This window comes from Geomonas propionica (genome assembly GCF_016458235.1).
Lineage (GTDB): Bacteria > Desulfobacterota > Desulfuromonadia > Geobacterales > Geobacteraceae > Geomonas > Geomonas propionica.
The window spans coordinates 110,937-136,567 of sequence record NZ_JAEMHK010000016.1 but is presented as its reverse complement, the minus strand read 5'-3'; the positions used below and the strand labels follow the sequence as shown (position 1 = coordinate 136,567).

The following is a 25,631-nucleotide window of genomic DNA, read 5'->3' as shown; positions in this document are numbered from 1 at the left end:
CGAAGGTCATCACCCAAAGTGCGAAGGTCATCACCCAAAGTGCGAAGGTCATCACCCAAAGTGCGAAGGTCATCACCCAAAGTGCGAAGGTCATCACCAAAATGGTCATGACCTTCGCAGAAAACTTTGTACACCTCACAAAAGGACGCCTGCTCCCAAAAGTAGATGTGGAAACGGTGGGCAGGCGCGGCTGACGTCATTGCTGGTCCTCGATGTTCCAGTACCCGGGCTTGGCGCAAGCGCTGAGTTCTCCCGTATCCTTTTCCGAAGCGGTTGACCTACGTGCACTAAGCGCGGCCTCCTTGGTGACGATGACCAGTTCGACCTCCTCGCCGACGTGGCTCTTGATTGCCGTCACATCCTGGTTTTTCTTGAACTCGAGTACGATGTGCCCGTCGTCGTCCTGTCCGATCACGCCTGTTGCCCTCAGTTTCATACGACACCCCCTTCTGATTGCGTTGTCCCAAAAAACACCAACGAATCCTGCCATGAGATTAGACGTTGTCAATGCGCACGCGCGTTGAGACGGTGGGAACACGGCAGATTTAAGGAGCGGCCTCGAGTAGGTGAGGGGGGCGTGCGGAAATGAAAAGAGCGGCTGGCTGGCAGCGATAACCGTGATGGTATCGATGCCGAGCAGCCGCTCTCATTTTTCAGGTGCAGCTGTCAGCGCCTATTCGGCGAGCAGCCTCTTGATGGTGTCTTCCATCATCTTGGCAGTCTGGTCGGAGAACCCTTGGAATCTCTCGACTACAACCCCTTTCTTGTTGATCACGAAGACGGTGGGGATGGAACGCAACCCGTACTCGGTCTGCGTCTCCTCACCGGCTATGGCGACCGGATAACTGATCCTGCGCTCGTTGATGAAGGTTTTGACGTCGCGGTCGCTTCCTTCATCGACACTGACGCCGAGCACCTGCAGCCCCTGCTTGCCGTACTTCGCCTTCAGCGAGTTCAGGTGGGGGATAGCTTCCTTACAGGGGATGCACCAGGTGGCGAAGAAGTCCATCACCAGGACGTAGCCCTTGTAGTTGTTCAGCGTGATCGACTGGCCGGAAGTGGTGGTCAGCTTGATTGCAGGAGCGGGATCGCCTTTTTGCAAGATGGCGGCTGCCGGTTGCGTAAAGAGCAGCAGGCCTGCCAGCGCGAGCGGGGTGATCCTCATCAGGTATTTCTTGAACTGCATCTGCTTTTTCATTTTAGAGAGCCTTATTGATCAGGGCCTCCAGCTGGGCTTTCGGGATGGCGCCGACTACCTGGTCCAGCACTTTGCCGTCCTTGATCAGGATTACGGTGGGAATCCCGCGCACGCCGTACTTGCCGGGGGTCGCCGGGTTGTCGTCAACATTGACTTTGCCTACTTTAACGCGGCCTTCGTATTCGGACGCCACGGTGTCGATGAGGGGTGCGATAGCTTTGCAGGGGGCACACCATGTGGCCCAGAAGTCTACCAACACCGGGATGTCGGACTGCAGGACTTCCTTCTCAAAGTTGTCGTCGGTAAAGGTATGTACGTTTTCACTGGCCATGGAACCTTCTCCTTTAATAAAAAAAGTGAGTTCTACTATAAATGAGCGGATGAAAAAAGCAAGGAGTAAATGCCCCTTGCGTGAGCGTCGGCTAAGGTGCCCAAACCCCTCTGCATCGTTCATGTATTCAGCATTGACAGGGGGGGCGGGATAGGGCCATATTGGGGCGGCCGCCCCACCATTAAGTAACGCGATCGGTCCGTTTCATGGGGGGGCAGGGAGTGCTCGTGCGTCATTACCCGATAAACCTGAACCTGAAGGGGCGCCTGGTCGTAGTGGTGGGCGGAGGCAGGGTGGCGGCCCGCAAAGCGGCCCGGTTGGTCGGTGCTGGTGCGCGCGTTCTCGTGGTGGCCCCCGTGGTCGAAGAGTCGCTTGCCGCTCTCGCCGCGCAGGAGCGCGTCCTGCATCGGTGCCGCACTTATCAGCCCGGCGACCTCGCCGGAGCGACCCTCGTCTTTGCCGCCACCAGCGAGCCCGCCGTCAACAGAGAGGTTGCACGGGAGGCAGGCGAACTGAATATCCTCGTCGACTGTGTCGACCTGTCGGAGGACGGTGACTTCGTGACGCCCGCCGTTCTCGAACAGGGGGACCTTCTGATCACGGTCTCCACCGGTGGAGCCAGTCCGTCTCTGTCAAAAAGGATTGTCGATCAGTTGCGTCCTCAGTTTGGTCCAGAATACGGTGAGGCTGTCGCTCTTTTAAGTGCCGTCCGTGAAAAGCTATTGACTGAAAAGGTGGGGAACGCATACAATGACACGGTTTTTGCCGCGCTAGCTGCGCTGGACCTCCCCGCGCTAATCAAAAACGGGCAGAGAGATGCCATAGACCAGATACTCCTGAAGCTCTCCGCTGCCGGGGCCGCACCGGGCTCGGTAGGGGCAGGAAAAGAGGACCCTTCATGAACGCCTTGCTCTTCAACAGCACCCTGGTCATCTACGCGGTCGTCACCGCGGTCTACCTGGTCTACTTGCTCAAGCCAACGGAGTCCTTGGGTAAAACCGGCCTCTGGCTGACAATGGCCGGCTTCCTCGTCCATTGTGGCTTCACCTTGAACCGCTTCCTCGATGCGGGGCACACCCCGATCACCAACCTGCACGAATCGCTTTCCTTCTTCAGCCTCTCCGTGGTCGGCATCTTCCTGCTTTTGGAAAGGCGCTACAAGATCAGCATCCTCGGCTCGTTCATGATGCCGCTGGCGCTTTTGATCATGGCCATCTCGGCCTCCTTCTCGACGGTCATTCCGCCGCTGAACCCGGCTCTCAAGAGCAAGTGGCTCGCGGTGCACACGATCATGGCCTTCCTGGGGTACGCCGCCTTCGCCATCTCCTTCGGCGTCAGCATCATGTACCTGATCCAGTCGCACTTCTTGAAGACGCGCCGGCTGGGCTCCATGTTCCAGAAGCTCCCCTCGCTGGACATCCTGGACGACATCAGCTACCGCTGCCTCACCTTCGGTTTTCCGCTGCTTACCTTCGCCATCATCTCCGGCGCCATCTGGGCCGAGACCGCATGGGGGACCTACTGGAGCTGGGATCCCAAGGAGACCTGGTCGCTGATCACCTGGTTCATCTACGCGGCGCTTTTGCACGGCAGGCTCACTACCGGCTGGCGTGGCAGAAAGGCCGCGATGCTCTCGATCTTTGGCTTCGTCATCATGCTCTTCACCTTCCTCGGCGTGAACCTGTTGTTGCCGGGGCTGCACAGCTATAAGTAGGGATTACCCCAGAAGGGGCAGGGATTGTTATGAATATTATTGTGGTCGGGCTTTCGCATAAAACTGCCGCAGTTGAAATCCGGGAAAAGGTTGCGTTCTCCCCTACCCAGATGGAGAAGCCTCTCAACGCCCTCGTGGCGCTCCCCGACATCACCGAGGCCGTGATCGTATCCACCTGCAACCGCGTGGAGATCTACGCTACCACCCGCGACGTCGCCGGCGGTATGGCGCGCCTGAAGCGCTTTCTTGCCGACTACCACAACGTCCCGCTGGAGACGCTCGAGAAGCACCTCTACAGCCACCACGGGGAGGAGGCCACCCGCCACGTCTTCCGCGTCGCGTCGAGCCTCGATTCCATGGTGGTCGGGGAGCCGCAGATCCTCGGGCAGATCAAGACCTCCTATGGCTACGCCGCCGAGTTCAAGAGCTCCGGCATCATCCTGAACCGCTTCCTGCACAAGGCCTTCTCGGTTGCGAAGAGGGTGCGGACCGAGACCAAGATCGCCTCCTCGGCGGTCTCAGTGGCCTTCGCCGCGGTGGAACTGGCCAAGAAGATCTTCGGCGAGCTCACCGACAAGACCGTCCTGCTCATCGGCGCCGGGGAGATGTGCGAGCTGGCTGCCAAGCACTTCATCAACGTCGGCGTGCGCGGCGTCATGGTCACCAACCGTACCTACGAGCGCGCGGAAAAGCTGGCCGAGGAGTTCGACGCCAAGCCGGTCCATTTCGAGGCACTGATGGACCACCTGCCCAAGGCGGACATCATCCTTTCCTCCACCGGAGCGCCGCACTTCATCATCCACCAAAAGGACATGGAAGATGTGCTGCGTCGCCGCAAGCTGAAGCCGATGTTCTTCATCGACATCGCCGTGCCGCGCGACATCGACCCCAAGGTGAACGATGTCGAGAACTGTTATCTCTACACCGTCGACGACCTAAACGGCGTGGTGGCCACCAACCTGGAACAGCGCAAGATCGAGGCGGCCAAGGCCGAGGCGATCGTCGAGCAGGAGATCGGGCAGTTCTTCAAGTGGCTCTCTTCGCTGGACGTCACCCCGACCATCGTCGCACTCAGGAGCCATTTCGACGAGATCAGGAAGGCCGAGCTGGCCAAGACCCTCTCCAACTGGAAGGACCTCCCTCCCGGTGCCGAGAAGAAGATGGACGCCCTGACCAACGCCATCATGAACAAGCTGCTCCATCATCCCACCAGCCTCCTGAAGCGGACCGACCAGGGAAGCCGCAACGACCTCTACGTCGACGCACTGCGCCACCTCTTCGACCTGGAGACCGGCGAGCAGCAGGAAAGCATGATGGAGCTGGAAGACTAAGATTGAGCGGAAAACCGATCCATAATCCCGAAAAGATCAAAATATAAAGGAGCTAAGTACATGGCGCTGAAAGAGCTGAGAATAGGAACCCGCGCGAGCCAGCTCGCACTCTGGCAGGCAAACTGGGTCAAGTCCGAGCTGGAAAAACGCTACCCCGACATGACTGTCACCCTGAAGAAGATCAAGACCATCGGCGACAAGATTCTCGACGTGCCGCTGGCACAGGTAGGCGGCAAGGGTCTCTTCGTGAAGGAGATCGAGGAAGCGATGCTGCGCGGCGAGATCGACATCGCGGTGCACAGCATGAAGGACGTGCCGACCGAGTTCCCGGAAGGCCTCGGCCTTTACTGCATCACCGAGCGCGAAGATCCGCGCGACGCGGTCGTATCCAAGGGGATCAAATTCGCCGACCTGCCGCAGGGCGCCCGCATCGGCACCTCCGCCCTTAGGCGTCAGGCGCAGCTCCTCAAGGTCCGCCCGGACCTCGAGATGGTCATCATCCGCGGCAACGTGCAGACCCGCATGGACAAGCTGGAGACCGAAGGGCTCGACGCCGTCATCCTGGCTGCTGCAGGCCTGAACCGCCTCGGCTTCGCCGACCAGATCACCGAGCTTCTCCCGGCCGACCTTTCGCTTCCGGCCATCGGCCAGGGCGCTCTCGGCATCGAGTGCAACCTCTCCAACGAGGAAGTGAAGTCCGCCATCGCGTTCTTCAACCACGCGGACACCAGCCGTGCGGTGCGCGCCGAGCGCGCTCTCCTCTGGCGCTGCGAGGGCGGCTGCCAGGTTCCCATCGCCGCCTACGGCGAAGTGACCGGCGACGAGCTGAAGCTGACCGGCTTCATCGCTTCCGTCGACGGCAAGGTTTCCGTGAAGGGTGTGGTAACCGGTCCGGCCGACGATTGCGAGAAGCTGGGCGTGAAGCTCGCCGAGCAGCTCCTCTCCGAAGGTGGCCACGCCATCCTCGCCGAGGTGTACCAGCGTGAAGTCTCCCGGGAGAAAGAAATCCCGGTATAATCCACCTTCGCCAAGGCTTCGGTGGACAAGACCCACTTTACTGTGAGTCTGTCCGCCGAAGCCCTAGCGCGAAGATCAGGAGCCTGCCCGCCGAAGCCTTGGCGAAGGTGGGTGCTTTTAAAGGCTATGGTTCTACCTTAGCCTTTTGCCTTTTGCGCACATCACTCTCTTTTCCTGGTGCGAGATGACTGCTGAAACGACAAAGAAAGGTTACGTCTACCTGATCGGTGCGGGTCCGGGCGATCCGGGGCTGATCACCGTGAAGGGACGGGACTGCCTGGCCAAGGCCCAAGTGGTGATGTACGACTACCTGGCCAACGACGAACTGCTGCGGCTGGCTCCCAAGGGCGCGGAGCTGATCTACGCCGGCAAGGTCGGCGGCGAACACAACCGCGAGCAGAGCCAGATCAACGAGCTGCTGGTGCAAAAGGCGCTCTCCGGTAAGGTGGTGGCGCGGCTCAAGGGGGGCGACTCCTTCATCTTCGGCCGCGGCGGCGAAGAGTGCGAGGCCCTGGTCGCGGAGGGGATTCCCTTCGAGATCGTCCCCGGCATAACCGCCGCGGTAGGTGCCACCAGCTACGCGGGGATCCCGCTCACCCATCGCGGGGTCACCACCTCGGTCGCCTTCGTGACCGGACATGAGAAGAAGGGCAAGGCGTCCTCGGAGATCGACTGGGAGGGGCTTTCGCTCGGCAGCGGCACCGTGGTCTTCTACATGGGGGTCACCAACCTGCCGCACATCGCGCAGAGCCTCATGGAGCACGGCCGCGCGCCGGAAACCCCGGTGGCTTTGATCCGCTGGGGGACACGCCCCGAGCAGGAGGTGCTGGTCGGCACGTTGGCAGACATCGCGGAAAAGGCCCGCAACGCCAACTTCAAGGCTCCCGCCATTACCGTGGTCGGCGAAGTGGTGAGCCTCAGGGAGACGCTGCGCTGGTTCGACAACCGCCCGCTCTTCGGACGCTCGGTGCTGGTCACCCGCGGCGCCGACCAGGCTGGAGAATTTACCTCGATGCTGGAGCAGTTGGGCGCCCGCGCCTACTGCTGCCCGACCATCGAGATCGCGGCCCCCAAGAGTTACGCCGAGCTTGACGAGGCCATCGACGCCTTGGATAGCTTCCACTGGGTCATTTTTACCTCGTATAACGCTGTGAAATACTTCTTTGCCAGGCTTGCCGAGCACGGCCTCGACAGTCGGGCCCTCGGGCGTTGCCATGTCTGCGCGGTCGGTCCTAAGACCGCCGCTGCGCTTGCCCCCTACGGGATCCGCCCGGATCTCGTCCCCGCCGATTACAAGGCCGAGGGAGTGGTTGCTGCTTTTTTCGAGATGGACATGAACGGCAAGTGGGTCCTCTTCCCGAAAGGGGATCGTGCCCGTGAAGTCATTCCTGACGAACTGGGGCGCCTTGGGGCGCAGGTGATGGCCCCGGTGACCTACGCCAACCATACCCCGACCAGTATCCCGGAGGAGGCGCTGCTGGCGCTGGAGGAGAAGCGCGTCGATTGCGCCACCTTCACCTCCTCGTCCACAGTGCAGAACCTGGCCGACATTCTCGGGGAAAACCGTTTCCTGCACCTGATGGAAGGGGTCACGGTCGCCTCTATCGGCCCGATCACCTCCAAGACCTGCCGTGATCTGGGGCTCGAGGTGCACGTGGAGCCTGCCGAGTTCACCCTGGAGGCCCTGTCGCGGGAGATGATCACCTTTTTCGGCGGGAAATAGAATAGAGCTGTCTTTTTCGAGAACCAACGCATTAAGCAAAAGGAGAAACGTATGTTCTACCCGGTGTACAGAGCGAGACGAATTCGGGGCAAGGAAGTCTTCAGAAACATGGTGAGAGAGACCTCCGTCTCCACCAACGACCTGATTTACCCGATGTTTTCCGCCTTCGGCAAGGGGATCAAGAAAGAGATCTCGTCCATGCCGGGCATCTACCAGCAGTCCATCGAGAACATCGTTGAGGAGGCCCAGGAGGTTTACGAGCTGGGTGTTCCGGCCGTGATCCTGTTCGGCATCCCGGAGCAGAAGGACGCCATGGGCAGTGACGCCTACTCCGACACCGGCATCATCCAGGAGACCATCCGCGCCATCAAGAAGCAAGTGCCCAAGCTGGCCGTCATCACCGACGTCTGCATGTGCGAGTACACCGACCACGGCCACTGCGGCGTGATCAAGAACGGCGACGTCGACAATGACGAGACCCTGGAGTTGCTGGCGCGCGAGGCACTTTCTCACGCCCAGGCCGGCGCCGACATGGTCGCTCCCTCCGACATGATGGACGGCCGCGTGGCCGCGATCCGCGAATCCCTGGATAACAACGGCTACAAGGACATCCCGCTGATGAGCTACGCGGTCAAGTACGCCTCCGGCTATTATGGGCCGTTCCGGGAGGCCGCCGAGTCCACTCCGCAGTTCGGTGACCGCCGCTCCTACCAGATGGATCCGGGTAACAGGCTCGAGGCGATTCGCGAGGCGAGGATGGACGTCGAGGAAGGCGCCGACATCCTGATGGTGAAGCCGGGTCTGCCGTATCTCGACATCGTGCGCGAGGTAAGAAACGAGTTCAACCTCCCCACCGCCGTGTACAACGTCTCCGGCGAGTACAGCATGGTGAAGGCCGCCGCCAAGATGGGTTGGATCGACGAGGACCGCGTCATCATGGAGACCATGATGTCCTTCAAGCGCGCCGGCGCCGACCTGATCCTTACCTACCACTCCAAGGAAGTGGCCAAGCTGCTGCGCAAGGGGTATGAAGCGGAACTCAACGGCCGCTGCGGCTGCGGCTGCAGGTAATAAACCAAGAAGAACCGGCAAAGCAAAAGCAGTTACGCGAAGAACGCAAAGAATCCGCGATGTGCGCAGAGAAGTCGCTTTCGGGTTAAACCAAAAGTCTTTCTTAGCGTGCTTCGCGGATTCTTTTTTTTCTGCTTCGCGTAACTGCTTTTGAAGTTCTTTATGCCCTTATCATGACCAGGAGCATCTTGAAGCGCTGCACCGCCCTCAGTGAATGGGGGATGTTCGCCGGCATGATGATGATCTCGCCTGCGGCCACGGTGTGTGCCACCCCGTTTATGTTGACCTCGGCCTCACCGTCCAAAACCTGCACAAAGGCATCATAGGGCGCTGTGTGCTCGCTCAGCCCCTCGCCAGCGTCGAAAGAGAAAGCCGTGACGGTGCCAACCGGCTTGTCGATCACGGTCCTGCTGACCACCGCGCCGTCCGCATATCCTGCCAAGTTGACAAGATTAATTGCTTCACCCAGTGCCACCCCTTTTTTCTCTGCCATATCCATTCTCCTTTGCCGGTTGATTGCTCTCGATGTCTGAACTTTAGCGCGTTCAGAGAGTGATTCAATTGATGCAGGTCAATCTAATGGTAAAATTCTGCGCATGCCCAAACCTTTCCGCTACCTCGAACCCACCTTCTTCGCAGGACTGTTCGACGACCCGCTGCTCCTGGTCCGGGTTCGTCCCACCGGTCGCGCGCTTCTTTTCGATTGCGGCAAGATGCATCACCTCGCCAAGAGGGTCTACACCTCTATCGACGCCATCTTCATCAGTCATGCCCACATGGATCACTTCATGGGGATGGACAGCGTGATCCGCCACAGCCACGCCTCGCCGCGCACCATCGACGTCTTCGGTCCGCCGGGACTGTCCAAACGCATGGCGAGCAAGTTCGCCTGCTACGACTGGAATCTTGCCGACACCTTCTGGGGAAACTTCAGAGTCAATGACATCGGGGGAAACGGGCGGGTGTCGAGCATGCTCTACAGCGGCCCGGAAGCCTTCGCCGCCAGTTCAGAGGGGGAGCGGAACGGCGTTCTCTACGGTAACCGGCATCTCACCGTGAGCGGGGTCCAGTGCGAGCACCACATCCCGGTGATGGCCTATCGCATAGACGAGGCGGCAGCCTTCGTGCTGGACGACGAGCGCATGGCGGCGCAAGGGGTGAAGAAAGGGGCGTGGCTCAAGGAGATGGAGAAGCTCTTCCACGACGGCGTCATGGACGGGTGCCCGATCGGGTATCCGCAGGAGAGCGGCGGGGTAACAGAAGAGAAGGTGGCGCCGGATGCCGCGGAGTTGTACCAGCGCATCAGGAAGTTTGAAGAGCCGGCAAGCATCGGTTACGTGACCGACATCGGGTACTCCGAGGAGAACGTGGCGAAGCTTGCCGGATTGGTGGAGGGGGTGACGCTGTTGGTGTGCGAGTGCGCCTTCCTCGCGTCAGAGAGCAGCAAGGCGGAGTTGTCGCGCCATCTCTGCACCACGCAGTTTAACAAGTTGTTGAACCGGCTGCGTCCGAGGTACGTGTTGCCGATGCACTTCTCCAAAACCTACCAGAGGGGAAGCGAACCGTTGTACCGGGAGATCGAGCCCCCGCCCGGCGTGACCGTATTAAAGATCCCCGACCGCCTCACCCCGCGCCCCATAATGGAGAGCGAGGTGCCCAAACCTATAGAAATCTAAACCCTTCACAGGGAGAAAATCTGAGGAAATCTGAGAACACCAAAAACGGAGAGGAGCAAAGACTTTGGGTTTACCCCAACATCTTGTTCTTGCATTTCTCAGATGTTCTCAGATTTTCTCCCTGTGAGTGGTTTTCGGTTTTCGCCTTTACCGCTTGCCCTTTTTTCTGCTACAAAGGCAGCCATGAAAAAGAGCACCTCCAACAGTGATGCCCCGGTAGTCTACTCCTCGGAATTTGGCCGCATGTGCCCCGGTTGCGGCAAGCCGGCTAACGCCTGCGTCTGCAAGAAAGCGGCAGCGCCCGCAGGGGACGGCGTGGTGCGCCTGAGACGTGAAACGAAAGGTCGCGGCGGCAAGACGGTCATCGTCATCACCGGCCTCCCCCTCGACGCGGCGGCGCTCACCACGCTTGCGGGCGATTTGAAGAAACGCTGCGGCTGCGGCGGTACCGCTAAGGACGGTGTCATCGAAATCCAGGGGGATCACGCCGACACCCTCCTCGCGGAGCTCATCAAGCGCGGCTACAAGGTGAAACGGGCCGGAGGCTAAGCCCCGGCTACTCCACGGAGAAGGTCTTTCCCCCTACTTCCACCCTGTCGCCCGGGCGGAGCTTCCTGCCGCGGCGCAGTTCCACCTCGCCGTTCACCGACACCATCCCCTCGGAGACGATGATCTTCGCCTCGCCTCCCGAGCAGACCGCATCCACCGCCTTCAGAAAGCTGTCCAACTTGATGAATTCTGTATCTATCTTCACTGATCCTCCACATCCCGAAGTCTCGCCGTCATGGCGCGGTTGAATTTACCATAGATTTCTGTTAAAAAGGGACATTTCGCTAAGGAGAACCCTGCATGTACACTACCAACGATTTCAAGAAAGGCCTCGTCATCCAGCTGGACGGCGCTCCCTGTGTGTTAGTCGACGTAAGTTTTCAGTCCCCTTCGGCCCGTGGTGCCAACACCATGGTCAAGACTAAATACCGCAACCTGATCACAGCCCAGGTTCTCGAAAAAACCTTCCGTTCCGGCGACAAGGTAGACGAGGCCGACTTCGAGCGCCACAAAGGACAGTTCCTCTATGCCGACGGCGGCCGCGGCATATTCATGGATCTGGAGACCTACGAGCAGTTCGAGATGGAAGAAGACAACTTCGAAGCCATCGCTCCCTTCCTTCTGGACGGCACCGAAGTCCAGCTTGGGATCTTCCAGGAGCGCATGGTCAACGTCGATCTCCCCATGGTCGTTGAACTGGTGGTGACCGAGACCGCACCCGCCATGAAAAACGCCACGGCCACCGCCCAGACCAAAGAAGCACTCCTCGAGACGGGCCTGCGTCTGCAGGTGCCGCCGTATCTTGAAGCCGGCGAGAAGATCAAGGTCGACACCCGCGACGGCCGTTTCATTTCCCGCGCCTAGTCACTTGTCCCCCCGAAGCCTTGGCGAAGATGGAGCTTGTCCACCGAAGCCTTGGCGAAGGTGGAAAGTCTTGACGAAGGTGGAAAGAAAAGGGTTGACACAGCCGGCGATTCAAAGTATAAAGTTGGTCTCTTGCCCAGATAGCTCAGTCGGTAGAGCAGAGGATTGAAAATCCTCGTGTCGGCGGTTCGATTCCGTCTCTGGGCACCACTAGAAAGTAAAGAGGCCAGCTAGAAATAGCTGGCCTCTTTTTTTATTCAATAGCTCCGCCATGAAGATCTGTCTGAAGTCCCAGGAGGCTTCGATGCACCTGAATACCGATCATTTCGCTCGCTGCATCCAAACCTTGGACAGTTCGCTCGCGCTTCTCAACCAGTCCCCGCCAGAGAGCACGGAGTACGAGATCTTTCGCAATGCAGTGGTCAAGGGGTTCGAACTGACCCTGGAGACCGGCGGCAAGCTTCTGCGCAAGGCACTGAAGGCTTATGCCGCCAGCCCCAAGGAGATCGACAACCTCACCTACAAGGAAGTCTTGCGCCACGCTGCCAAGCACGGGCTGATGGATGCCGATACGGTTGAACGTTGGTTCTCCTACCGCGACAACCGCAACAGTACGGCTCACGACTATGGTGTGGGGTTCGCAGAGGACACCCTCAAACTCCTTCCGGTCTTCATAACGGATGCTCGCGCTCTCGAAGCCTCCCTGCGGGAGCGATTGGGTAACGGGGATGCTTGAGCTTCGTCCCGCCTGGTTGGCAACGGTCCAAGAGCTGTTGGCCGCTCACGTTCCTGATGCCGACGTCTTCGCCTATGGCAGCCGCGTGCAGGGAACTGCACACGACGGCAGCGACCTGGACCTTGTCCTGTGCAACCCCCAGGACCTGGAGCTTCCCTTTACCAACCTCCCGCTGTTGAAACAAGCCTTTTCCGACAGTAACCTCCCCATCCTGGTCGACATCCTCGACTGGGCTCGCCTTCCTGAAAGCTTCCGCAAGGAGATACTGCGCGGCGGAACGGTACAGGTTCAGTCGCGTCGCGATCTGGAACGCAAATGAGAGGGGAAATGATCATGGGATGGAACAGGTTCGGGTGCTGCTTGTTGCTTTGCGTGCTGCTGCTCGGAGGCACCGGTGTCGGCAGGGCGGCTGTCGCGCCTCCTGCGCCGGCCAAGAAATTGGAGCAGGGGAGTGATCCGGCGGCGACCCGCGCGGAGTTTCACCTGGCCATGGCGAAGCTCTTGAATGATGAAGGGTTTCTCGACAAGAACAACACCTTCAAGAAGGGGACGAAGATGCACCGGCTCTTCGAGTCCTACCTGCGGGATACCCTGTCCGATCCGCTGGTGCTGGATTTCCTCTACGCGTCGGTGCAGGAGAACGCGGACCACGTCACCGATTACGAAGCCTTCGGCAAGGCCCTCGCGGGAGACTACGCGGTGCGCGGGCTCACACGCCTCCCCGAGCGGGACTTTCAGGAGCTGTTGCGGGTGATGAACGTGATGGCCAGCAAGCTCCCAGAACGGGACTGCGCCGGTATGCTGCGCCCCGGCAGCAACTTCGAATACCAGTGGCTGGAACTCCTCCCGCTGGAGGACGCCCAACTGTACCTGCGCCTGATCAAGAAGGCCCTGGTCGCCGAGATCTCCGGGGCGCCGCGCCTGCCGGCCAACAGCAAAGAGCAGACCCAGGTGGCCTACCAGGCGCTCCTTGCCGAGATCAAGAGGCGCCTGTCGCCGGAAAAGCTCGAACAGTTCGGGAAGATATGGGGCAAGCCGGAGGTCGCCGCCGATGCGGATCTCTGCTGGGGGTACCAGGTGCTCCTCACCGGCATCCTCGATCTCCCCACCGAGCCCCGGCGTTGGATGCTGCGCGAGTATTCCAGTCTTTTGCGCCCGCGGGAGTAGAACCACCCGTAGACCCGTCATAAGAGTATGTGGAAAGAGGATTGCCTGAAAGGGTTTTCCTCTTTTTGCGTTTGTGACAATGTTTTTTCGTTGCACACATTGCTATGCCACAAAGTTGAAGCAAAATATTGGATCAGGTTGCCATTCGATACCCAGCAACTGACAGTAGCGGTTGGAGTGTATGGATATGACCAATCCAAATACAGAGCCTGATACAGCCTTGGGCTGGTCTGTCAATGTTCTCAAGCGGCACCTGTTTTCCGGTGTGCTTTTGCTGAACCTGGTCGTGGCCGGGATGATAACCTTCACCCTGGTGCAGAGCAGGGAGGCCTATCGCGACCGGACCGAGACAGCTACCCGGAACCTCGCCAGGGTTCTCGATGCGAACATATCAGGCATCCTTTCCAAGATCGATGTCGCCCTGCTCGCGGTCTGCGACGAATACGAGCGCCAGCTTAAAAACGGGGAGGTTGTGCCCAAGGAGCTGAACCGGTTCATCGTGCGCCAGCACGAGAGGCTCCCCGAACTGGTGGCTCTCAGGGGGACGGATCCCTCCGGCATGGCCATCTACGGGGCCGACGTCACGCCCGCCACCACCAAAAGCCTCGCCCACCGCGACTACTTCAGCGCCCAGCGTAAAAATGCGAACCTGGGACTGGTCATCTCGAAGCCCGTGGTAGGGGGGATCTACGGGAAGTGGATGATCGTATTGTCCAGGAGGGTGAACTTTCCGGACGGCTCGTTCGCCGGGCTTGTCTATGCCGGCATCACGCTCGATTACCTCTCGCAGAGCTTCGCCACGGTCGACGTCGGTAAACAGGGCTTGTTGTCGCTGGTCGCGGCGGACCGGACCCTCTTGGCACGATATCCCAAGCTGAGCCGGCCGTTGGACGCGCCTGAGGTGAAAATCAACTCCCCTCAGTTCAATGCTTTTCTCGCCGCCGGACAGAGCATGGGGACGTACCGGACGAAAAGCAGCCTGGACGGGCACGACCGTATCTACTCCTTCAGGAAGATCTCGCTGTCGCAACCGCTCTACGTTTTCGTGGCTCTGGGCACCGTCGACTATCTCGCCAACTGGTACGGCGAGGTCTACCACGGCGTCTTTTTCATGCTCATCTTCCTGACCATCACCATCGCGCTCGCTTTCGTTTTCAACAGGCAGTGGGACCGGAGCCGCCAGGCGGAGCAGGCGTTGAAGGCATTGGAAGAGGAGCGGCTCAAGATGGAGAAGCTCGAATCACTGGGGGTGCTGGCCGGCGGCATAGCCCACGACTTCAACAACATCCTGACCGGCATCCTTGGCAACCTCTCCTTTGCCAAACTGCAGCTAGAGCCGGAGCACGGTTCGCAGCCGCTGCTCGAGGCGGCGGAGAAGGCGGCGCTGCGCGCCGGGGACCTCGCCAAGCAACTGCTCACCTTTGCCCGCGGGGGAGCGCCGGTCAGGGAGGTCACCTCGGTGGCGCTCCTGGTCGATGAGGCCCTTTCCCTCACCCTGAGCGGTTCCAACGTGAAGGGGGTGGTCGACATCCCGGAAACCCTGAGCGCGGTCGAGGCCGACGTGGGGCAGATGTGCCAGGCTTTCCGCAACATCATCATCAATGCGGCGCAGGCCATGCCTGACGGCGGTGTGCTCACCATCACCGCGCGCGACCTTGTGCTTGAGCCGGGCAATCCCGAGAAGCTCCCCCCCGGCCCGTACGTGCGCATCGCCTTCACGGACCACGGGGAGGGCATCCCGGAGGCTTCCCTCAAGAAGATTTTCGATCCCTACTTCAGCACCAAGCCGAAGGGGAGGGGGCTGGGGCTGGCCTCGGCATACTCGATCGTGAAACGGCACGGCGGCAGCCTCAGCGTCGATTCCCGAGTCGGCGAGGGGAGCACCTTCACCATCGACCTGCCGTCTCTGGAGAGGAGATTGCAGCCGCGGGAACCTGAGGCGACGCTGCGCCGGGGGGAGGCGCCCGCCCCCCTTTCGATACTGGTGATGGACGATGAGGAAGTGATTCGCCAGCTGGCGGAGGGGATGCTGCTGCACCTGGGGCACCAGGTCAAGACCTGCGCGGACGGGGCGGACGCGGTGCAGCTCTACCAGCAGGCGCTGCGGGACGGGACGCCCTTCAACCTGGTGCTCGCCGATCTTACCATCCCGGGGGGAATGGGGGGACGGGAGGCGGCCCAGCAGATCCTGGCGCTGGACCCCCAAGCGCGCCTCGTGGTCATGAGCGGCTATTCCAACGACCCCGTCATGGCCAATTTTAAGGAGTACGGTTTCGTCAAGGCGCTGCACAAGCCGTTCGGCGTCGAGGCGCTGGCCGCGCTGCTGCAGTCGTTGAGCGGGATGACGGCGACCGCAACGACGAAGCCCGCAACGGGCTGAGGCGGGAGACCCGCCTGGAGCGGTCACCGCGAAGTCAATCACACCAGTTCCGATCCCCATGCTCCGCTGAAACCAGATCCATCCTGTACCTTGCAGTTGCTCTTTACTACTTACCCCTTATACCATTCAGTCATAGGCAGCCAGGAAGAACCAACCGGTTCTCAAAGAGCGTCCTCTGCATCAGGATAAAAGCAATATTTAGTGCCAATGGCTGGAAAAAAAATTGATGCCATGTACAGTTTTTATGTTTCTCAATCCGAAAGGTCGGACTTCTAAGACAACAGGAGAGCGTTACATGGCAATCAGTCGGCGTAAGTTCTTGAAGATCACTTCCGGCGCCATTGGTGGCGGTGTTGCAGCGGAGATCGGCATCCTGAACGTGGACACGGCCGCAGCCGCCGCCAAGGCGGGGAAGGCGCCCATCAAAAGCGGCAGACAGGTGGCGAGCATCTGTCCTTACTGCGCGGTCGGGTGCGGCCAGATTGTAACGGTGAGCGATGCCGGCGAGATCGTCGACATCCAGGGCAACCCCGACTCCCCGATCAACCAGGGCACCCTCTGCCCCAAGGGGGCGGCGACCTACCAGTTGGTGAAGAACGAACAGCGCTGGAGCACGGTGAAGTACCGCGCCCCCGGGAGCGATCGGTGGGAGGAGAGGCCGCTGGAGTGGGCCATGAGCCGCATCGCCGAGCTCACCAAAAAGACCCGCGACGCGAACTTCAACGAGTTCCAGGACCTGCCCGACGGCAAGGGGGGGACGGTCCGCAAGAGGGTGATGAACACCTACGCCATCGCCTCCCTGGGGGGCGCCACCATGGACAACGAGTGGAACTACCTGCACCAGAAGCTCATGCATGCCCTGGGCGTGGTCTACCTGGAAAACCAGGCCCGAATATGACACTCCTCCACGGTTCCCGGTCTGGGAACCACGTTCGGCCGCGGCGGGTCCACCACCTTCCCCCGCGACCTGGAGAAGTCCAACGCCGTGCTCATCATGGGCTCCAACATGGCCGAGTGCCATCCGGTCGCCTTCCGGTGGCCCTTGAAAGCGCGAACGGACCACGACGCCGTGCTCATGCACGTCGATCCCCGCTTCACCCGCACCTCGGCCGCGTGCAACCTGCACGTGCCCATCCGCGCGGGGAGCGACATCGCTTTCCTGGGCGCCCTCATCAAATTCGTCATCAACAGCAAGCGCTGGAACGAGGACCCCTTCTTCCGCGAGTACGTGGTGAACTACACCAATGCCGCGACGCTGGTGAACCCCGAATTCCGGGACACTGAGGAACTGGACGGTGTCTTCTCGGGGCTCGCCCCGGACGGCAAATCCTACGCCAACGCCACCTGGTCCTACCAGAGGAACCAGGCTCCTCCCAAGGCAAAGGGGGGCGTGGGCCCGTTCAGCGACCTGTTGCTGCAGCAGGTCCCGGGGCGTCCCAAGACCGATCCCACCCTGCAGGATCCCAACTGCGTCCTGCAGATCGTCAGGAAGCACTACGCCCGTTACACCCCGGATCTGGTGGAAAAGGTCTGCGGCTGCAGCGCCGAGCAATTCCTGAAGGTGGCCCAGACCATGCTCGACAACTCCGGGCGCGACAAAACCGCCAACATCACCTACGCGGTGGGGTGGACCCAGCACACGGTCGGGGTGCAGATCATCCGGGCCGCCGCTATGCTGCAGGCGCTTTTGGGGAACATCGGCCGGCCCGGCGGCGGGGTGCTCGCCCTGCGCGGACACGCCACCATCCAGGGGTCGACCGACATCGCCACCCTGTACCATTCGCTCCCCGCCTACCTGAACATGCCGGACGGGCGCAAGAAGCACGACTCCCTCAAGGAGTTCATCCTCACCGAGGCGGGGCCCCTGGCGACGAGCTACTGGGGAAACTACCCGAAGTTCGCGGTCTCCTACCTGAAGGCGCAGTTCGGCGCCGCCGCCACCGCCGAGAACGATTACGGCTACGACTACCATCCCAAGATCACCGGCGATCATTCCCACATGCCGATGATGCTCGACATGGCGGCAGGAAAGATCAAAGGGTTCTTCGTCATGGGCCAGAACCCCGCCGTGGGGGGGCAGAACGCGCGCCTGCAGCGCAAGGCCCTGGCCAAGCTGGACTGGATGGTGGTGCGCGACTACTTCGAGACCGAGACCGCCGCATTCTGGCGCAACTCCCCGGAGGTCCTCTCCGGCGAGCTGAAGACCGCCGACATCAAGACCGAGGTCTTCTTCCTCCCTGCCGCAGCGGTCGCCGAGATGGAGGGCTCCTTTACCAACACGCAGCGCCTTTTGCAGCAGCACGACAAGGCCGCCGACCCTCCGGGGGACGCGCGCAGCGACAGCTGGTTCACCTACCAGCTTGGCAAGAGGCTCCAGAAGATGTATGCCGACTCGGCGAGCAATCTCGACTGGGGCATCAAGAATCTCGCCTGGGACTACGAGCCCGAGGCGAAGGAGGTCGCTCCCTGGCGCATCAAGGACGAGCCCTCGGCCTACAAGGTGCTGAAGGAGATCAACGGCGTTACCGTTGCCGATCAAAAGCCGCTGGCCACCTTTGCCAACCTGAAGGAGGACGGCTCGACCGCCTGCGGCGCCTGGATCTATACCGGCGTCATCCCGGAGGATGGGAAGAACAACGCGGCGCGCCGAAAGCCCGACCAGTGGATTTCCCCCAACTGGGGCTTTGCCTGGCCGGCCAACCGGCACATCATGTACAACCGCGCCTCGGCGGACAGCCAGGGGAAACCGTGGTCGGAAGCGAAGAAGCTGGTCTTCTGGGATCCCGATGCCGACAGCGGCACCAAGGATCCGGCGGGGAACACGGTGCGCGGCAAGTGGGTCGCCCCCTCCGGCGAGGGAATCGACTTCCAGCCCACCAAGGCGCCGACCATGGTCGGCAAGGACGCTGCACTCGGTTTCGACTGGCTGAGCGGCAACGACGCCTTCATCATGCGCGCCGACGGAAAGGCGTGGCTCTTCGCCCCGGCGGGGCTCGTCGATGGCCCGCTGCCCACCCACTACGAGCCGTACGAGTCCCCGGTGGCGAACCGGGTCTACCGGCAGCAGTCCAACCCGGTGGCCAAGGTCTGGCGCACCGAGGGCAACGTCTACCACGGCGTCGCCGACCCCAAGTACCCGATCGTCGTCTCCACCTACCGGGTCACCGAACACCACCTGAGCGGCACCATGAGCCGCTGGCTCCCCTGGCTCGCGGAACTGATGCCCGAGCTCTTCTGCGAGGTCTCCCCGGAACTCGCCGCCGAGAAGGGGATCCGCAACGCGGGGTACGTGACCATCGTCACCGCGCGTGGCGAGATCGAGGCGCGGGCGCTGGTGACCCGGCGCATCAAGCCCTTTGTCATCGACGGCAAGAAGGTGCACGAGATAGGTCTCCCCTGGCACTGGGGGTGGCAGGGGAACGCCAAGGGTGACGTCGCCAACGACCTGAGCGCCATGGTGGGCGACCCCAACGTCTCCATCCACGAAGGGAAGGTGTTCACCTGCGACATCAGGGCGGGCAGGAAGGGAGGGCGCAGCTGATGGCAAAGGGAATGTTCATCGACACGACCATCTGCACCGGGTGCAAGTCCTGCCAGGTGGCCTGCAAGCAGTGGAACGGCCTCGCCGCAGAGCCCGCGCACTTCGGAAAGCGCTCCGGGGTCCCGTACCCGGTGGCCGACAACTTCACCGGGGACTCCTACGACAACACCGGGAGCCTGAGCGCCACCGACTGGCGCCACGTCCGCTTCATCGAGCAGATCGACGAGCAGCGCCGCGAAAAGCGCTGGCTCTTCTCCAGTGACTCCTGCAAGCACTGCAGCGACGCGGGGTGCCTGAACGCCTGCCCCACCAAGGCCATCGTGCGCACCGACCTGGGCAACGTGGTGGTGCAGCAGGAAACCTGCATCGGCTGCAAGTTCTGCATCCCGTCCTGCCCCTACGGGGTGATCTCTTTCAGCGAGGAGACCGGGACCGTGCACAAGTGCACCCTGTGCAACGACCGCATCCACAACGGCCTGGGCACCGCTTGCGCCAAGGCCTGCCCGACCGGGTCGATCCGGTTCGGCGAGGTCCCCGACCTGCGCCGGCGCGCCGATGCCCGCCTGGCGCAGCTGAAAGGGAAGGGGGAGAAGGCGCAGATCTACGGGTACGAGGAGGCCGACGGCCTCAAGGTCTTCTACCTCTTCACGGACCGCCCCGGCGTGTATGGGCAACCCGAGCAACCCGTCGTGCCCCAGCGCCGGCTGGTGCTCTGCTCGCTGGTCACCATCCTCACCGCGCTCGGCATAGGCGTTGCGGCGCTGGTGAACTTCCGGGAACGGCTCAACGGCAAGGAGGAGCATCATGAGTCCTGACAACGTGCAAGTTCCCGAGTGGGCCTGGTACTACATCGCGGTCTACTTCTTCGTTGCCGGTACCTCGGCCGGGGCCTATTTCATCGGCGCCATGGAGGAGCTCTTCAGCAGCGCCAAGGAGCGCGAGGTGAGCCGCGCCGCCTGCTATGTCGCCTTTCCGCTGCTGCTTTTGGTCCCCATCCCGCTCATCGCCGACCTGGGGCGCCCGGGACGTTTCTGGCACCTGTTCATCTACAACCAGGGGGGCTATCCCTACCTGAACCTGCAGTCACCCATGTCGGTCGGCTCGTGGGTGCTGCTTGTTTTCGGCGGCTGCACCCTGCTTTCCTTCCTGGACAACCTGGTGGCGGACCGGGTCATCTCGTTCCCGCTCTTCTCCAGGTACTACAACCGGATCCCGAGGAAGCTCTATGCGCTGGTGGGGTCGCTGGCGGGGTTCTTCATCGCGGGGTACACCGGGGTGCTTCTGAACGTCACCGCCCGTCCCTTCTGGGCCGCCACCTCGCCGCTCATGGGGGCGCTGTTCCTCGTCTCGGGCGCCTCGACCGGGGCCGCCGCCATCTCGCTCTACCTCATCTGGCGCCAACGCAACGCGGGCGAGGAGGTGGCCAGGCTCGAGTCCTTCGACCGTGCCCTGATGATCTCGGAACTGCTGCTGATCGCCGTGCTCCTTGTTCTGGCCGGTCACACGGCGCAGCTTTTGGTGACGCTCCCCTTCCTGGTGATGTTCTGGCTGGGCGCGGTGGCACTGGGAATCGCCGCGCCCCTGTGGTTCAAGTACCGGTCGCGGCGGCAGCATTTCGGTGGTGCGCCTCATCTTGCCCACTACCTGTGTATCCTGGCGGGGGGGCTTTTGCTGCGCATCAGCCTGCTGCAGGCCGGGCAACTGTGACGGAGGAGCGGTCATGACCCACGAAAGATCGTCCGATCCGCTCATCAGGCGGCTGGATGAAATAGCCGCAGCCTCTCCCGAATTGCGGGTCACCGCCCGCCTGTACCAGGCCGTGCTGCCGCTCGTGCAGCGTGCGGAGGTGAAGGCTGCCATCGCGCTCGACGCACGGGAGCTGGGCGAGGTGTTGCAGGAGGGGGCGCCGCTGCTGACGGTTGCCGACGTCGAGGTGGACGTCGATGCCGCGGCCGCCTTGCTGCTCGCCATGCTGCGCGCAGTGCAAGCCGCCGAGTTGCCGCGCGGCGCATGGCGCATCTGGGACCGGTCGGCGCCAGGCTGGAGCGAGCCGGACATCGCCGCCTTCGCCGCCCTGCGCGGCCAGGCCGGGACGCTTGCTGCGGCGGTGGACGCCGGGGTAGTGGACGCCGGCGAAATGCTGGCGCTTGCGGCGGCAGGTGACCGGGACGGGTTCAGCCAACGGGTGCAACAGGTGACGCCGGGGTGGGAACTGATGTGGACCCTGTCGCACCACGCGCTCAGGCCCTTTCTTCACGAGGTGTGCAGGCAGGCGCCCCTCGAGGAGGTCGGGGTTTGGGAGCAGGGGACGTGCTACGTGTGCGGCGCGGGTGCGACGCTGGCGGAGCTGCAGGACGACGACCAGGTGAAGCATCTGCGCTGTGCCCAGTGCGGCGCCGACTGGCATCACCCGCGCCTGCAGTGCCATCACTGCGGCAACGAGGACCGCACGACGCTCAGATACCTCTACGTCGAGGGGCGCGAGCACCGCCGCGTCGAGGTCTGCGACGCCTGCCGCGGGTACTTGAAGGTGATCACCTCCTTCACCCCGACACCCCCCGAGTTGCTGGTGGTGGAAGACCTGGCGACCCTGGAGCTGGACTTCCTGGCGCAGCAGCAGGGGTACCGCATGCCGCCCCCGGGCGACAGCGGGCGGCAGGTTGCCCCATGAAGCGATCCCGTCCCGTTGCCTTTCCCGACGTGACCGGGGTCATCCTGGCCGGGGGGCAGTCCAGCCGCATGGGGAGCAACAAGGCGCTCCTGCCCTACGGCAACGGGCTGCTCATCGAGAACATCCACCGGCTGCTGGCACCGCTTTTCGGGGAGATGCTGATCGCGGCCAACGACCGGGAAACCTACGCTTTCGTCGGGTGCCGCGTCGCCCCGGATCGCTACCGCGGTCTGGGCGCCCTGGCCGGGCTCCATGCGGCCCTGGCCGGGAGCCGGACCCCGTACATCTTCGCCGTCGCCTGCGACATGCCCTTTCTCGACCTCGAGCTGATCCGGGCGCTGGTGGCGCTGCGCCACGAGGCCGACGTCGTCATCCCGGAAGGAGACATGGGACCGGAGCCGCTGCATGCGGTCTATGCCACGGCATGTCTGCCGCAGGTAGAGGCCGCGCTGCAGGAAAACCGGCGCCGCCTGGTCTCCTTCTTCCCCGCAGTCCGCGTCCTGACCATGGCACCGGACCGGGTGGCCGCTTTGGACCCGACCTTCGCTTCCTTCTGCAACGTCAACACCCCCGCCGAGTACTTTGCCCTGCGCGGGCGCAGCTTCGTTGGGGGCGCAACAGCCGACAGGAAACGGTGCTGATGCCGTGACAGCAACTGCCCGGCACCGTCACTGCGCCAGCATCTGCGCGATCTTCTCGTTCAGCTTCCTCGCGTCCAGCGGTTTCGGGATGTAGTGCATCCCCTCTTCCACTATGCCGCGCTGCGCCACGATATCGGCGGTATAGCCCGACATGAATAACACCTTCACCTCCGGGCGGATCGCCCTGATCCGCTCGGCCATCTCACGCCCGTTCATTCCCGGCATCACCACGTCCGTCAGCACCAAGTCGATCCGCTCCCCTTGGTCGCAAATTCCGATCGCCTTCGCCGGGCTCTGTGCCTGGATCACGGTGTAGCCCATCTCCTCGAGCATCCTGGTCGTGGTCCATAAGAGCATCTCCTCGTCCTCGACCAGGAGCACCGTGCCGCTGCCGGTGGAGGGGATGGCGACATCCATTTCCTCGACGTCGGCTTCGGCATCGTGGAGCCGCGGGAAATAGATGGCGAACACGGTGCCGTGGCCGGGCTCGCTGTAGACGGTGATGAAGCCGTTGTTCTGGGTGACGATGCCGTACACGGTGGCGAGTCCCAGCCCGGTCCCCACGCCCAATCCCTTGGTGGTGAAGAAGGGCTCGAAGATGTGCTCCCGGGTCTCCCGGTCCATGCCGATGCCGGTGTCGCTCACGGTCAGCTTGACGTAGTCGCCGGGGGAGCAGCCGGAGTGATGCCGGCAGTAATCGGGGTCGAGGCGGATGTTAGAGGTCTCGATGTTGAGGGTGCCGCCGTCGGGCATGGCGTCGCGTGAATTGGCGGACAGGTTCATGAGGATCTGGTCCACCTGGGACGGGTCGATGAGGACGGTCCATATCGAGGTGGCCGGCTTGAAGTTGAGGCGGACATCCTCGCCGATCAGGCGGCAGAGCATCTTCTCCGAGTCGATGATCTGGCTGTTCAGGTTCACCGCCTTGGGGGAAACGATCTCCTTGCGCGAGAAGGCCAACAACTGCCGGGTGATTTCGCTGGAGCGTTGCGCCGCCTTCAGGATGTGCTCGAGGTATTTTTGCACCTGGCTGTCCTCGGGGAGCCGGTGCCGGCACAGCTCCGCGGAGCCGATGATGACGCCGAGCATGTTGTTGAAGTCGTGCGCCACGCCGCCGGCCAGACGCCCCACCGATTCCATCTTCTGCGACTGCCTGAGCTGCTCCTCCAGTTTCTTGTGCTCGGTCACGTCGCGCCAGATGCAGTAGTACACCGGGTGGTCCTGGATGTTGATGATCTGGGCGTTCACCTCGACGTTTCTCAGTTCACCGGTGCGGGTACGCTGCACCGTCTCGAAGCTCCCCCTGCCGTTGGCGAGAATCTCGGCGATGCGCGCGCGGGTCTCCTCGCCGGTCTCCTGCGCCTCCACGTCGAAAACCGAGAGCTGCCCGAACTCTTCCCTGCTGTAGCCTAGTTGCCGGCAGACGGCGCTGTTGAAGTTGATGAAGCGCGCCGTCGCCGGGTCGATGATGACGATGCCGTCCGGGGACTGCTCCAGAAGGATCCGGTTGAACCGGGACTCCTCCTCGATCGCTTTTTCCATCTTCTTGCGTTCGGTGATGTCCGTGATGACGGCGATGCGGCAGGTCCGCCCCTGGTACACGGCGTCGTGCGAGGTGACCACGATGGGGAACTCGGTGCCGTCCTTGCGCCGGTGGTGCCATTCGCCGACGTAGGTGTGGCCGGAAAGCTGCGCGGCTACTTGGGTGATTTTGCCTTTCTCGCTTTCCGGATAGAGGTCGGTCAGGTGCAGCGAGAGCACCTCGTCCATGGTGTAGCCGTAGGCGATCAGGAAGGCGTCGTTGACCGCCACCAACTCCCAGGTGGCGCGCTCGTAAATCAGCATCGGGGCCGGGTTGTGTTCGAACAGGTCGCGGTAGCGCTGTTCGCTCGCCCTCAACTCCGCCTCGGCCTCACGGCGGGCCTCCTCTTCCTTCACGATCAGCATGGCCCTCGCGATGAATATCGAAGCCGCCACTCCCACCGCCAGCAGGATCAGCACCGCCAGCACCAGCCGGTTACGGTACGCGGTAAGCGAGGCGAGGATTTCCCGTTCCGACGAGGACACGGCGATGGACCAGAAGGTGTTGCCCACGGTTATCGGTTGGTAGACGGCGAGCTGCCGGGTCGGCGCACCGTGCGGGTCCCGATCGGCGGGGGCGGTATAGGTCGCTGTGCCGGACAGCCCCTGCAGCATCCGCTGCGCCATGGCGAGCAGGGACGGATAGCTCTTGCCGTTGACGAAGATGCTTTGGCCGCTGTGCCCCGGAACCGGGGAATAGAGCACGGTCCCGTCGCGGCTGACCACCCAGGCGTGGCCGGTCTTGCCGATCTTGATCACGTCGAGGTAGCGCTTGGCGAGGTTCTGGAAGTTGATGACGATGGCGATGCTGCCCCGGAAGCGGTTGCCGTCGTAGACCGGCACGTGCAGGGCTATGGCGTCGTATCCCTGCACCGCGCGGAACACGTCGCTCACCACCGGCTTGCGGGTGCGCAGCAGTTCCTGTATGTGCTTTTGCGCCGAGATGTTTCTCCCCGCCGCCTCGCGTTGCGGGATGCTGACCAGGACGATGCCGTTTTCGTCCACCCGGGTGAAGGCGCGGATCTGCTCCTTGTGGGCGTCGTAGAAGAACTCCATCTGCTCCCGGCCGGACTCGTCCGCCGCAGCGATCTCTTTCATGCGCGCCATGGAGCTGAGGATCCCGGTCCAGGTGCTGAAGTAATCCTGGATTCCCTGCGCCGCCTGCTTGGCGTGGATCATCTGCTCGTCGTGCAGCCGCGAGATGGCCGACCCCCTGGCCTGTTGATAGGCCAACAGGAAGACGAGGCCGCACAGGCAGGTACAGATGAGCACCAGGAAGGCCAGTGCCGGTTTCTGGATCAAGCGTGGTTTCATTGAATGGAACGTCCTTGCAACGAGAAAGTGTCTGGTATGCCGCTAAGGCTCTTATCGGAAAGTTGAGCGAAAAATTGAGAAGATACGTGAAGGCTGAGGCGGTTGGGGGGGATCGTTGAAAAAGCC

Annotated in this window: 25 protein-coding genes and 1 tRNA gene; 20 read left to right on the top strand and 6 right to left on the bottom strand. The window is 62.0% G+C overall.

Annotated features, from left to right (window positions below; translation table 11 throughout):
- Positions 1–194: hypothetical protein (locus JFN90_RS18810; protein WP_199396656.1), on the top strand; the 194-nt coding region annotated here is incomplete at its 5' end.
- A 2-nt stretch (positions 195–196) separates the two neighbouring features.
- On the opposite strand, the gene JFN90_RS18805 is transcribed toward JFN90_RS18810, so the two are convergent.
- The 3 genes from JFN90_RS18805 to trxA all read right to left on the bottom strand — a co-directional run bounded on the left by JFN90_RS18805 (position 197) and on the right by trxA (position 1,529).
- Positions 197–436: a hypothetical protein gene (locus tag JFN90_RS18805; RefSeq protein WP_199396655.1), complete on the bottom strand. Its 240-nt coding sequence runs from the start codon at positions 434–436 to the stop codon at positions 197–199.
- 237 nt (positions 437–673) lie between these two features.
- Positions 674–1,198, bottom strand: a complete 525-nt coding sequence (locus JFN90_RS18800) for a TlpA family protein disulfide reductase (protein WP_199396654.1) — start codon at positions 1,196–1,198, stop codon at positions 674–676.
- A gap of 1 nt (position 1,199) precedes the next feature.
- Complete coding sequence (trxA, locus tag JFN90_RS18795; RefSeq protein ID WP_199396653.1) at positions 1,200–1,529, bottom strand: thioredoxin; 330 nt, start codon at positions 1,527–1,529, stop codon at positions 1,200–1,202.
- A gap of 227 nt (positions 1,530–1,756) precedes the next feature.
- Here trxA and JFN90_RS18790 point away from each other — a divergent pair, with 227 nt between their 5' ends.
- The 6 genes from JFN90_RS18790 (at position 1,757) to hemB (ending at position 8,385) form a co-directional block, all read left to right on the top strand.
- The gene (locus tag JFN90_RS18790) at positions 1,757–2,431 is read left to right on the top strand and encodes a precorrin-2 dehydrogenase/sirohydrochlorin ferrochelatase family protein (protein ID WP_199396652.1); all 675 of its coding nucleotides are present in this window, start codon (positions 1,757–1,759) and stop codon (positions 2,429–2,431) included.
- On the top strand, positions 2,428–3,243 hold the full coding sequence (gene ccsB, locus JFN90_RS18785) for a c-type cytochrome biogenesis protein CcsB (RefSeq protein WP_199396651.1): 816 nt from the start codon (positions 2,428–2,430) through the stop codon (positions 3,241–3,243). The genes JFN90_RS18790 and ccsB overlap by 4 nt, the downstream gene beginning before the upstream one ends.
- 29 nt (positions 3,244–3,272) lie before the next feature.
- Positions 3,273–4,574, top strand: coding sequence for a glutamyl-tRNA reductase (hemA, locus tag JFN90_RS18780; protein WP_199396650.1), 1,302 nt, complete (start codon positions 3,273–3,275; stop codon positions 4,572–4,574).
- Between the two features lie 60 nt (positions 4,575–4,634).
- Positions 4,635–5,591, top strand: a complete 957-nt coding sequence (gene hemC, locus JFN90_RS18775) for a hydroxymethylbilane synthase (RefSeq protein ID WP_199396649.1) — start codon at positions 4,635–4,637, stop codon at positions 5,589–5,591.
- 184 nt (positions 5,592–5,775) lie between these two features.
- On the top strand, positions 5,776–7,314 hold the full coding sequence (cobA, locus tag JFN90_RS18770) for a uroporphyrinogen-III C-methyltransferase (RefSeq protein WP_199396648.1): 1,539 nt from the start codon (positions 5,776–5,778) through the stop codon (positions 7,312–7,314).
- A 51-nt stretch (positions 7,315–7,365) separates the two neighbouring features.
- Entirely contained in the window at positions 7,366–8,385 is a 1,020-nt protein-coding gene (hemB, locus tag JFN90_RS18765) for a porphobilinogen synthase (RefSeq protein WP_199396647.1), read from the top strand.
- A gap of 160 nt (positions 8,386–8,545) precedes the next feature.
- Here the strand turns inward: hemB and JFN90_RS18760 are convergent, their stop codons facing one another.
- Positions 8,546–8,878: a cupin domain-containing protein gene (locus JFN90_RS18760; protein ID WP_199396646.1), complete on the bottom strand. Its 333-nt coding sequence runs from the start codon at positions 8,876–8,878 to the stop codon at positions 8,546–8,548.
- A 103-nt stretch (positions 8,879–8,981) separates the two neighbouring features.
- Here JFN90_RS18760 and JFN90_RS18755 point away from each other — a divergent pair, with 103 nt between their 5' ends.
- Entirely contained in the window at positions 8,982–10,061 is a 1,080-nt protein-coding gene (locus JFN90_RS18755; RefSeq protein WP_199396645.1) for a ribonuclease Z, read from the top strand.
- A 183-nt stretch (positions 10,062–10,244) separates the two neighbouring features.
- Complete coding sequence (locus tag JFN90_RS18750; RefSeq protein ID WP_199396644.1) at positions 10,245–10,610, top strand: translation initiation factor Sui1; 366 nt, start codon at positions 10,245–10,247, stop codon at positions 10,608–10,610.
- A 7-nt stretch (positions 10,611–10,617) separates the two neighbouring features.
- Here JFN90_RS18750 and JFN90_RS18745 read toward each other — a convergent pair whose 3' ends face one another.
- Complete coding sequence (locus JFN90_RS18745) at positions 10,618–10,815, bottom strand: RNA-binding S4 domain-containing protein (protein WP_199396643.1); 198 nt, start codon at positions 10,813–10,815, stop codon at positions 10,618–10,620.
- Between the two features lie 95 nt (positions 10,816–10,910).
- On the opposite strand from JFN90_RS18745, the gene JFN90_RS18740 reads away from it, so the two are divergent.
- The 11 genes from JFN90_RS18740 (at position 10,911) to mobA (ending at position 22,610) form a co-directional block, all read left to right on the top strand.
- Positions 10,911–11,474 carry an elongation factor P gene (locus tag JFN90_RS18740; RefSeq protein WP_199396642.1) on the top strand — a complete coding sequence of 188 codons (564 nt, stop codon included), beginning with the start codon at positions 10,911–10,913 and terminating at the stop codon, positions 11,472–11,474.
- 134 nt (positions 11,475–11,608) lie between these two features.
- A tRNA-Phe gene (locus tag JFN90_RS18735) sits at positions 11,609–11,684 on the top strand.
- A gap of 61 nt (positions 11,685–11,745) precedes the next feature.
- Positions 11,746–12,210: a nucleotidyltransferase substrate binding protein gene (locus JFN90_RS18730; RefSeq protein ID WP_236019069.1), complete on the top strand. Its 465-nt coding sequence runs from the start codon at positions 11,746–11,748 to the stop codon at positions 12,208–12,210.
- Complete coding sequence (locus tag JFN90_RS18725; protein WP_199396641.1) at positions 12,203–12,529, top strand: nucleotidyltransferase family protein; 327 nt, start codon at positions 12,203–12,205, stop codon at positions 12,527–12,529. Before JFN90_RS18730 ends, JFN90_RS18725 begins: the two co-directional genes overlap by 8 nt.
- Positions 12,530–12,543: 14 nt before the next feature.
- Positions 12,544–13,377, top strand: a complete 834-nt coding sequence (locus tag JFN90_RS18720) for a hypothetical protein (protein WP_199396640.1) — start codon at positions 12,544–12,546, stop codon at positions 13,375–13,377.
- 187 nt (positions 13,378–13,564) lie between these two features.
- On the top strand, positions 13,565–15,757 hold the full coding sequence (locus JFN90_RS18715) for a hybrid sensor histidine kinase/response regulator (protein ID WP_199396639.1): 2,193 nt from the start codon (positions 13,565–13,567) through the stop codon (positions 15,755–15,757).
- 295 nt (positions 15,758–16,052) lie between these two features.
- Positions 16,053–19,298 carry a formate dehydrogenase-N subunit alpha gene (gene fdnG, locus JFN90_RS18705; protein ID WP_407931933.1) on the top strand — a complete coding sequence of 1,082 codons (3,246 nt, stop codon included), beginning with the start codon at positions 16,053–16,055 and terminating at the stop codon, positions 19,296–19,298.
- A complete protein-coding gene (locus JFN90_RS18700; RefSeq protein ID WP_199396636.1) occupies positions 19,298–20,113 on the top strand; it encodes a 4Fe-4S dicluster domain-containing protein in 816 nt (271 codons plus the stop codon). The genes fdnG and JFN90_RS18700 overlap by 1 nt, the downstream gene beginning before the upstream one ends.
- The gene (gene nrfD, locus JFN90_RS18695; RefSeq protein ID WP_199396635.1) at positions 20,103–21,005 is read left to right on the top strand and encodes an NrfD/PsrC family molybdoenzyme membrane anchor subunit; all 903 of its coding nucleotides are present in this window, start codon (positions 20,103–20,105) and stop codon (positions 21,003–21,005) included. The genes JFN90_RS18700 and nrfD overlap by 11 nt, the downstream gene beginning before the upstream one ends.
- A 13-nt stretch (positions 21,006–21,018) precedes the next feature.
- The gene (locus tag JFN90_RS18690) at positions 21,019–21,969 is read left to right on the top strand and encodes a formate dehydrogenase accessory protein FdhE (RefSeq protein WP_199396634.1); all 951 of its coding nucleotides are present in this window, start codon (positions 21,019–21,021) and stop codon (positions 21,967–21,969) included.
- Positions 21,966–22,610, top strand: coding sequence for a molybdenum cofactor guanylyltransferase (mobA, locus tag JFN90_RS18685; RefSeq protein WP_199396633.1), 645 nt, complete (start codon positions 21,966–21,968; stop codon positions 22,608–22,610). The genes JFN90_RS18690 and mobA overlap by 4 nt, the downstream gene beginning before the upstream one ends.
- Positions 22,611–22,637: 27 nt before the next feature.
- On the opposite strand, the gene JFN90_RS18680 is transcribed toward mobA, so the two are convergent.
- Entirely contained in the window at positions 22,638–25,505 is a 2,868-nt protein-coding gene (locus tag JFN90_RS18680; protein ID WP_199396632.1) for a hybrid sensor histidine kinase/response regulator, read from the bottom strand.
- Positions 25,506–25,631: the final 126 nt, after the last annotated feature.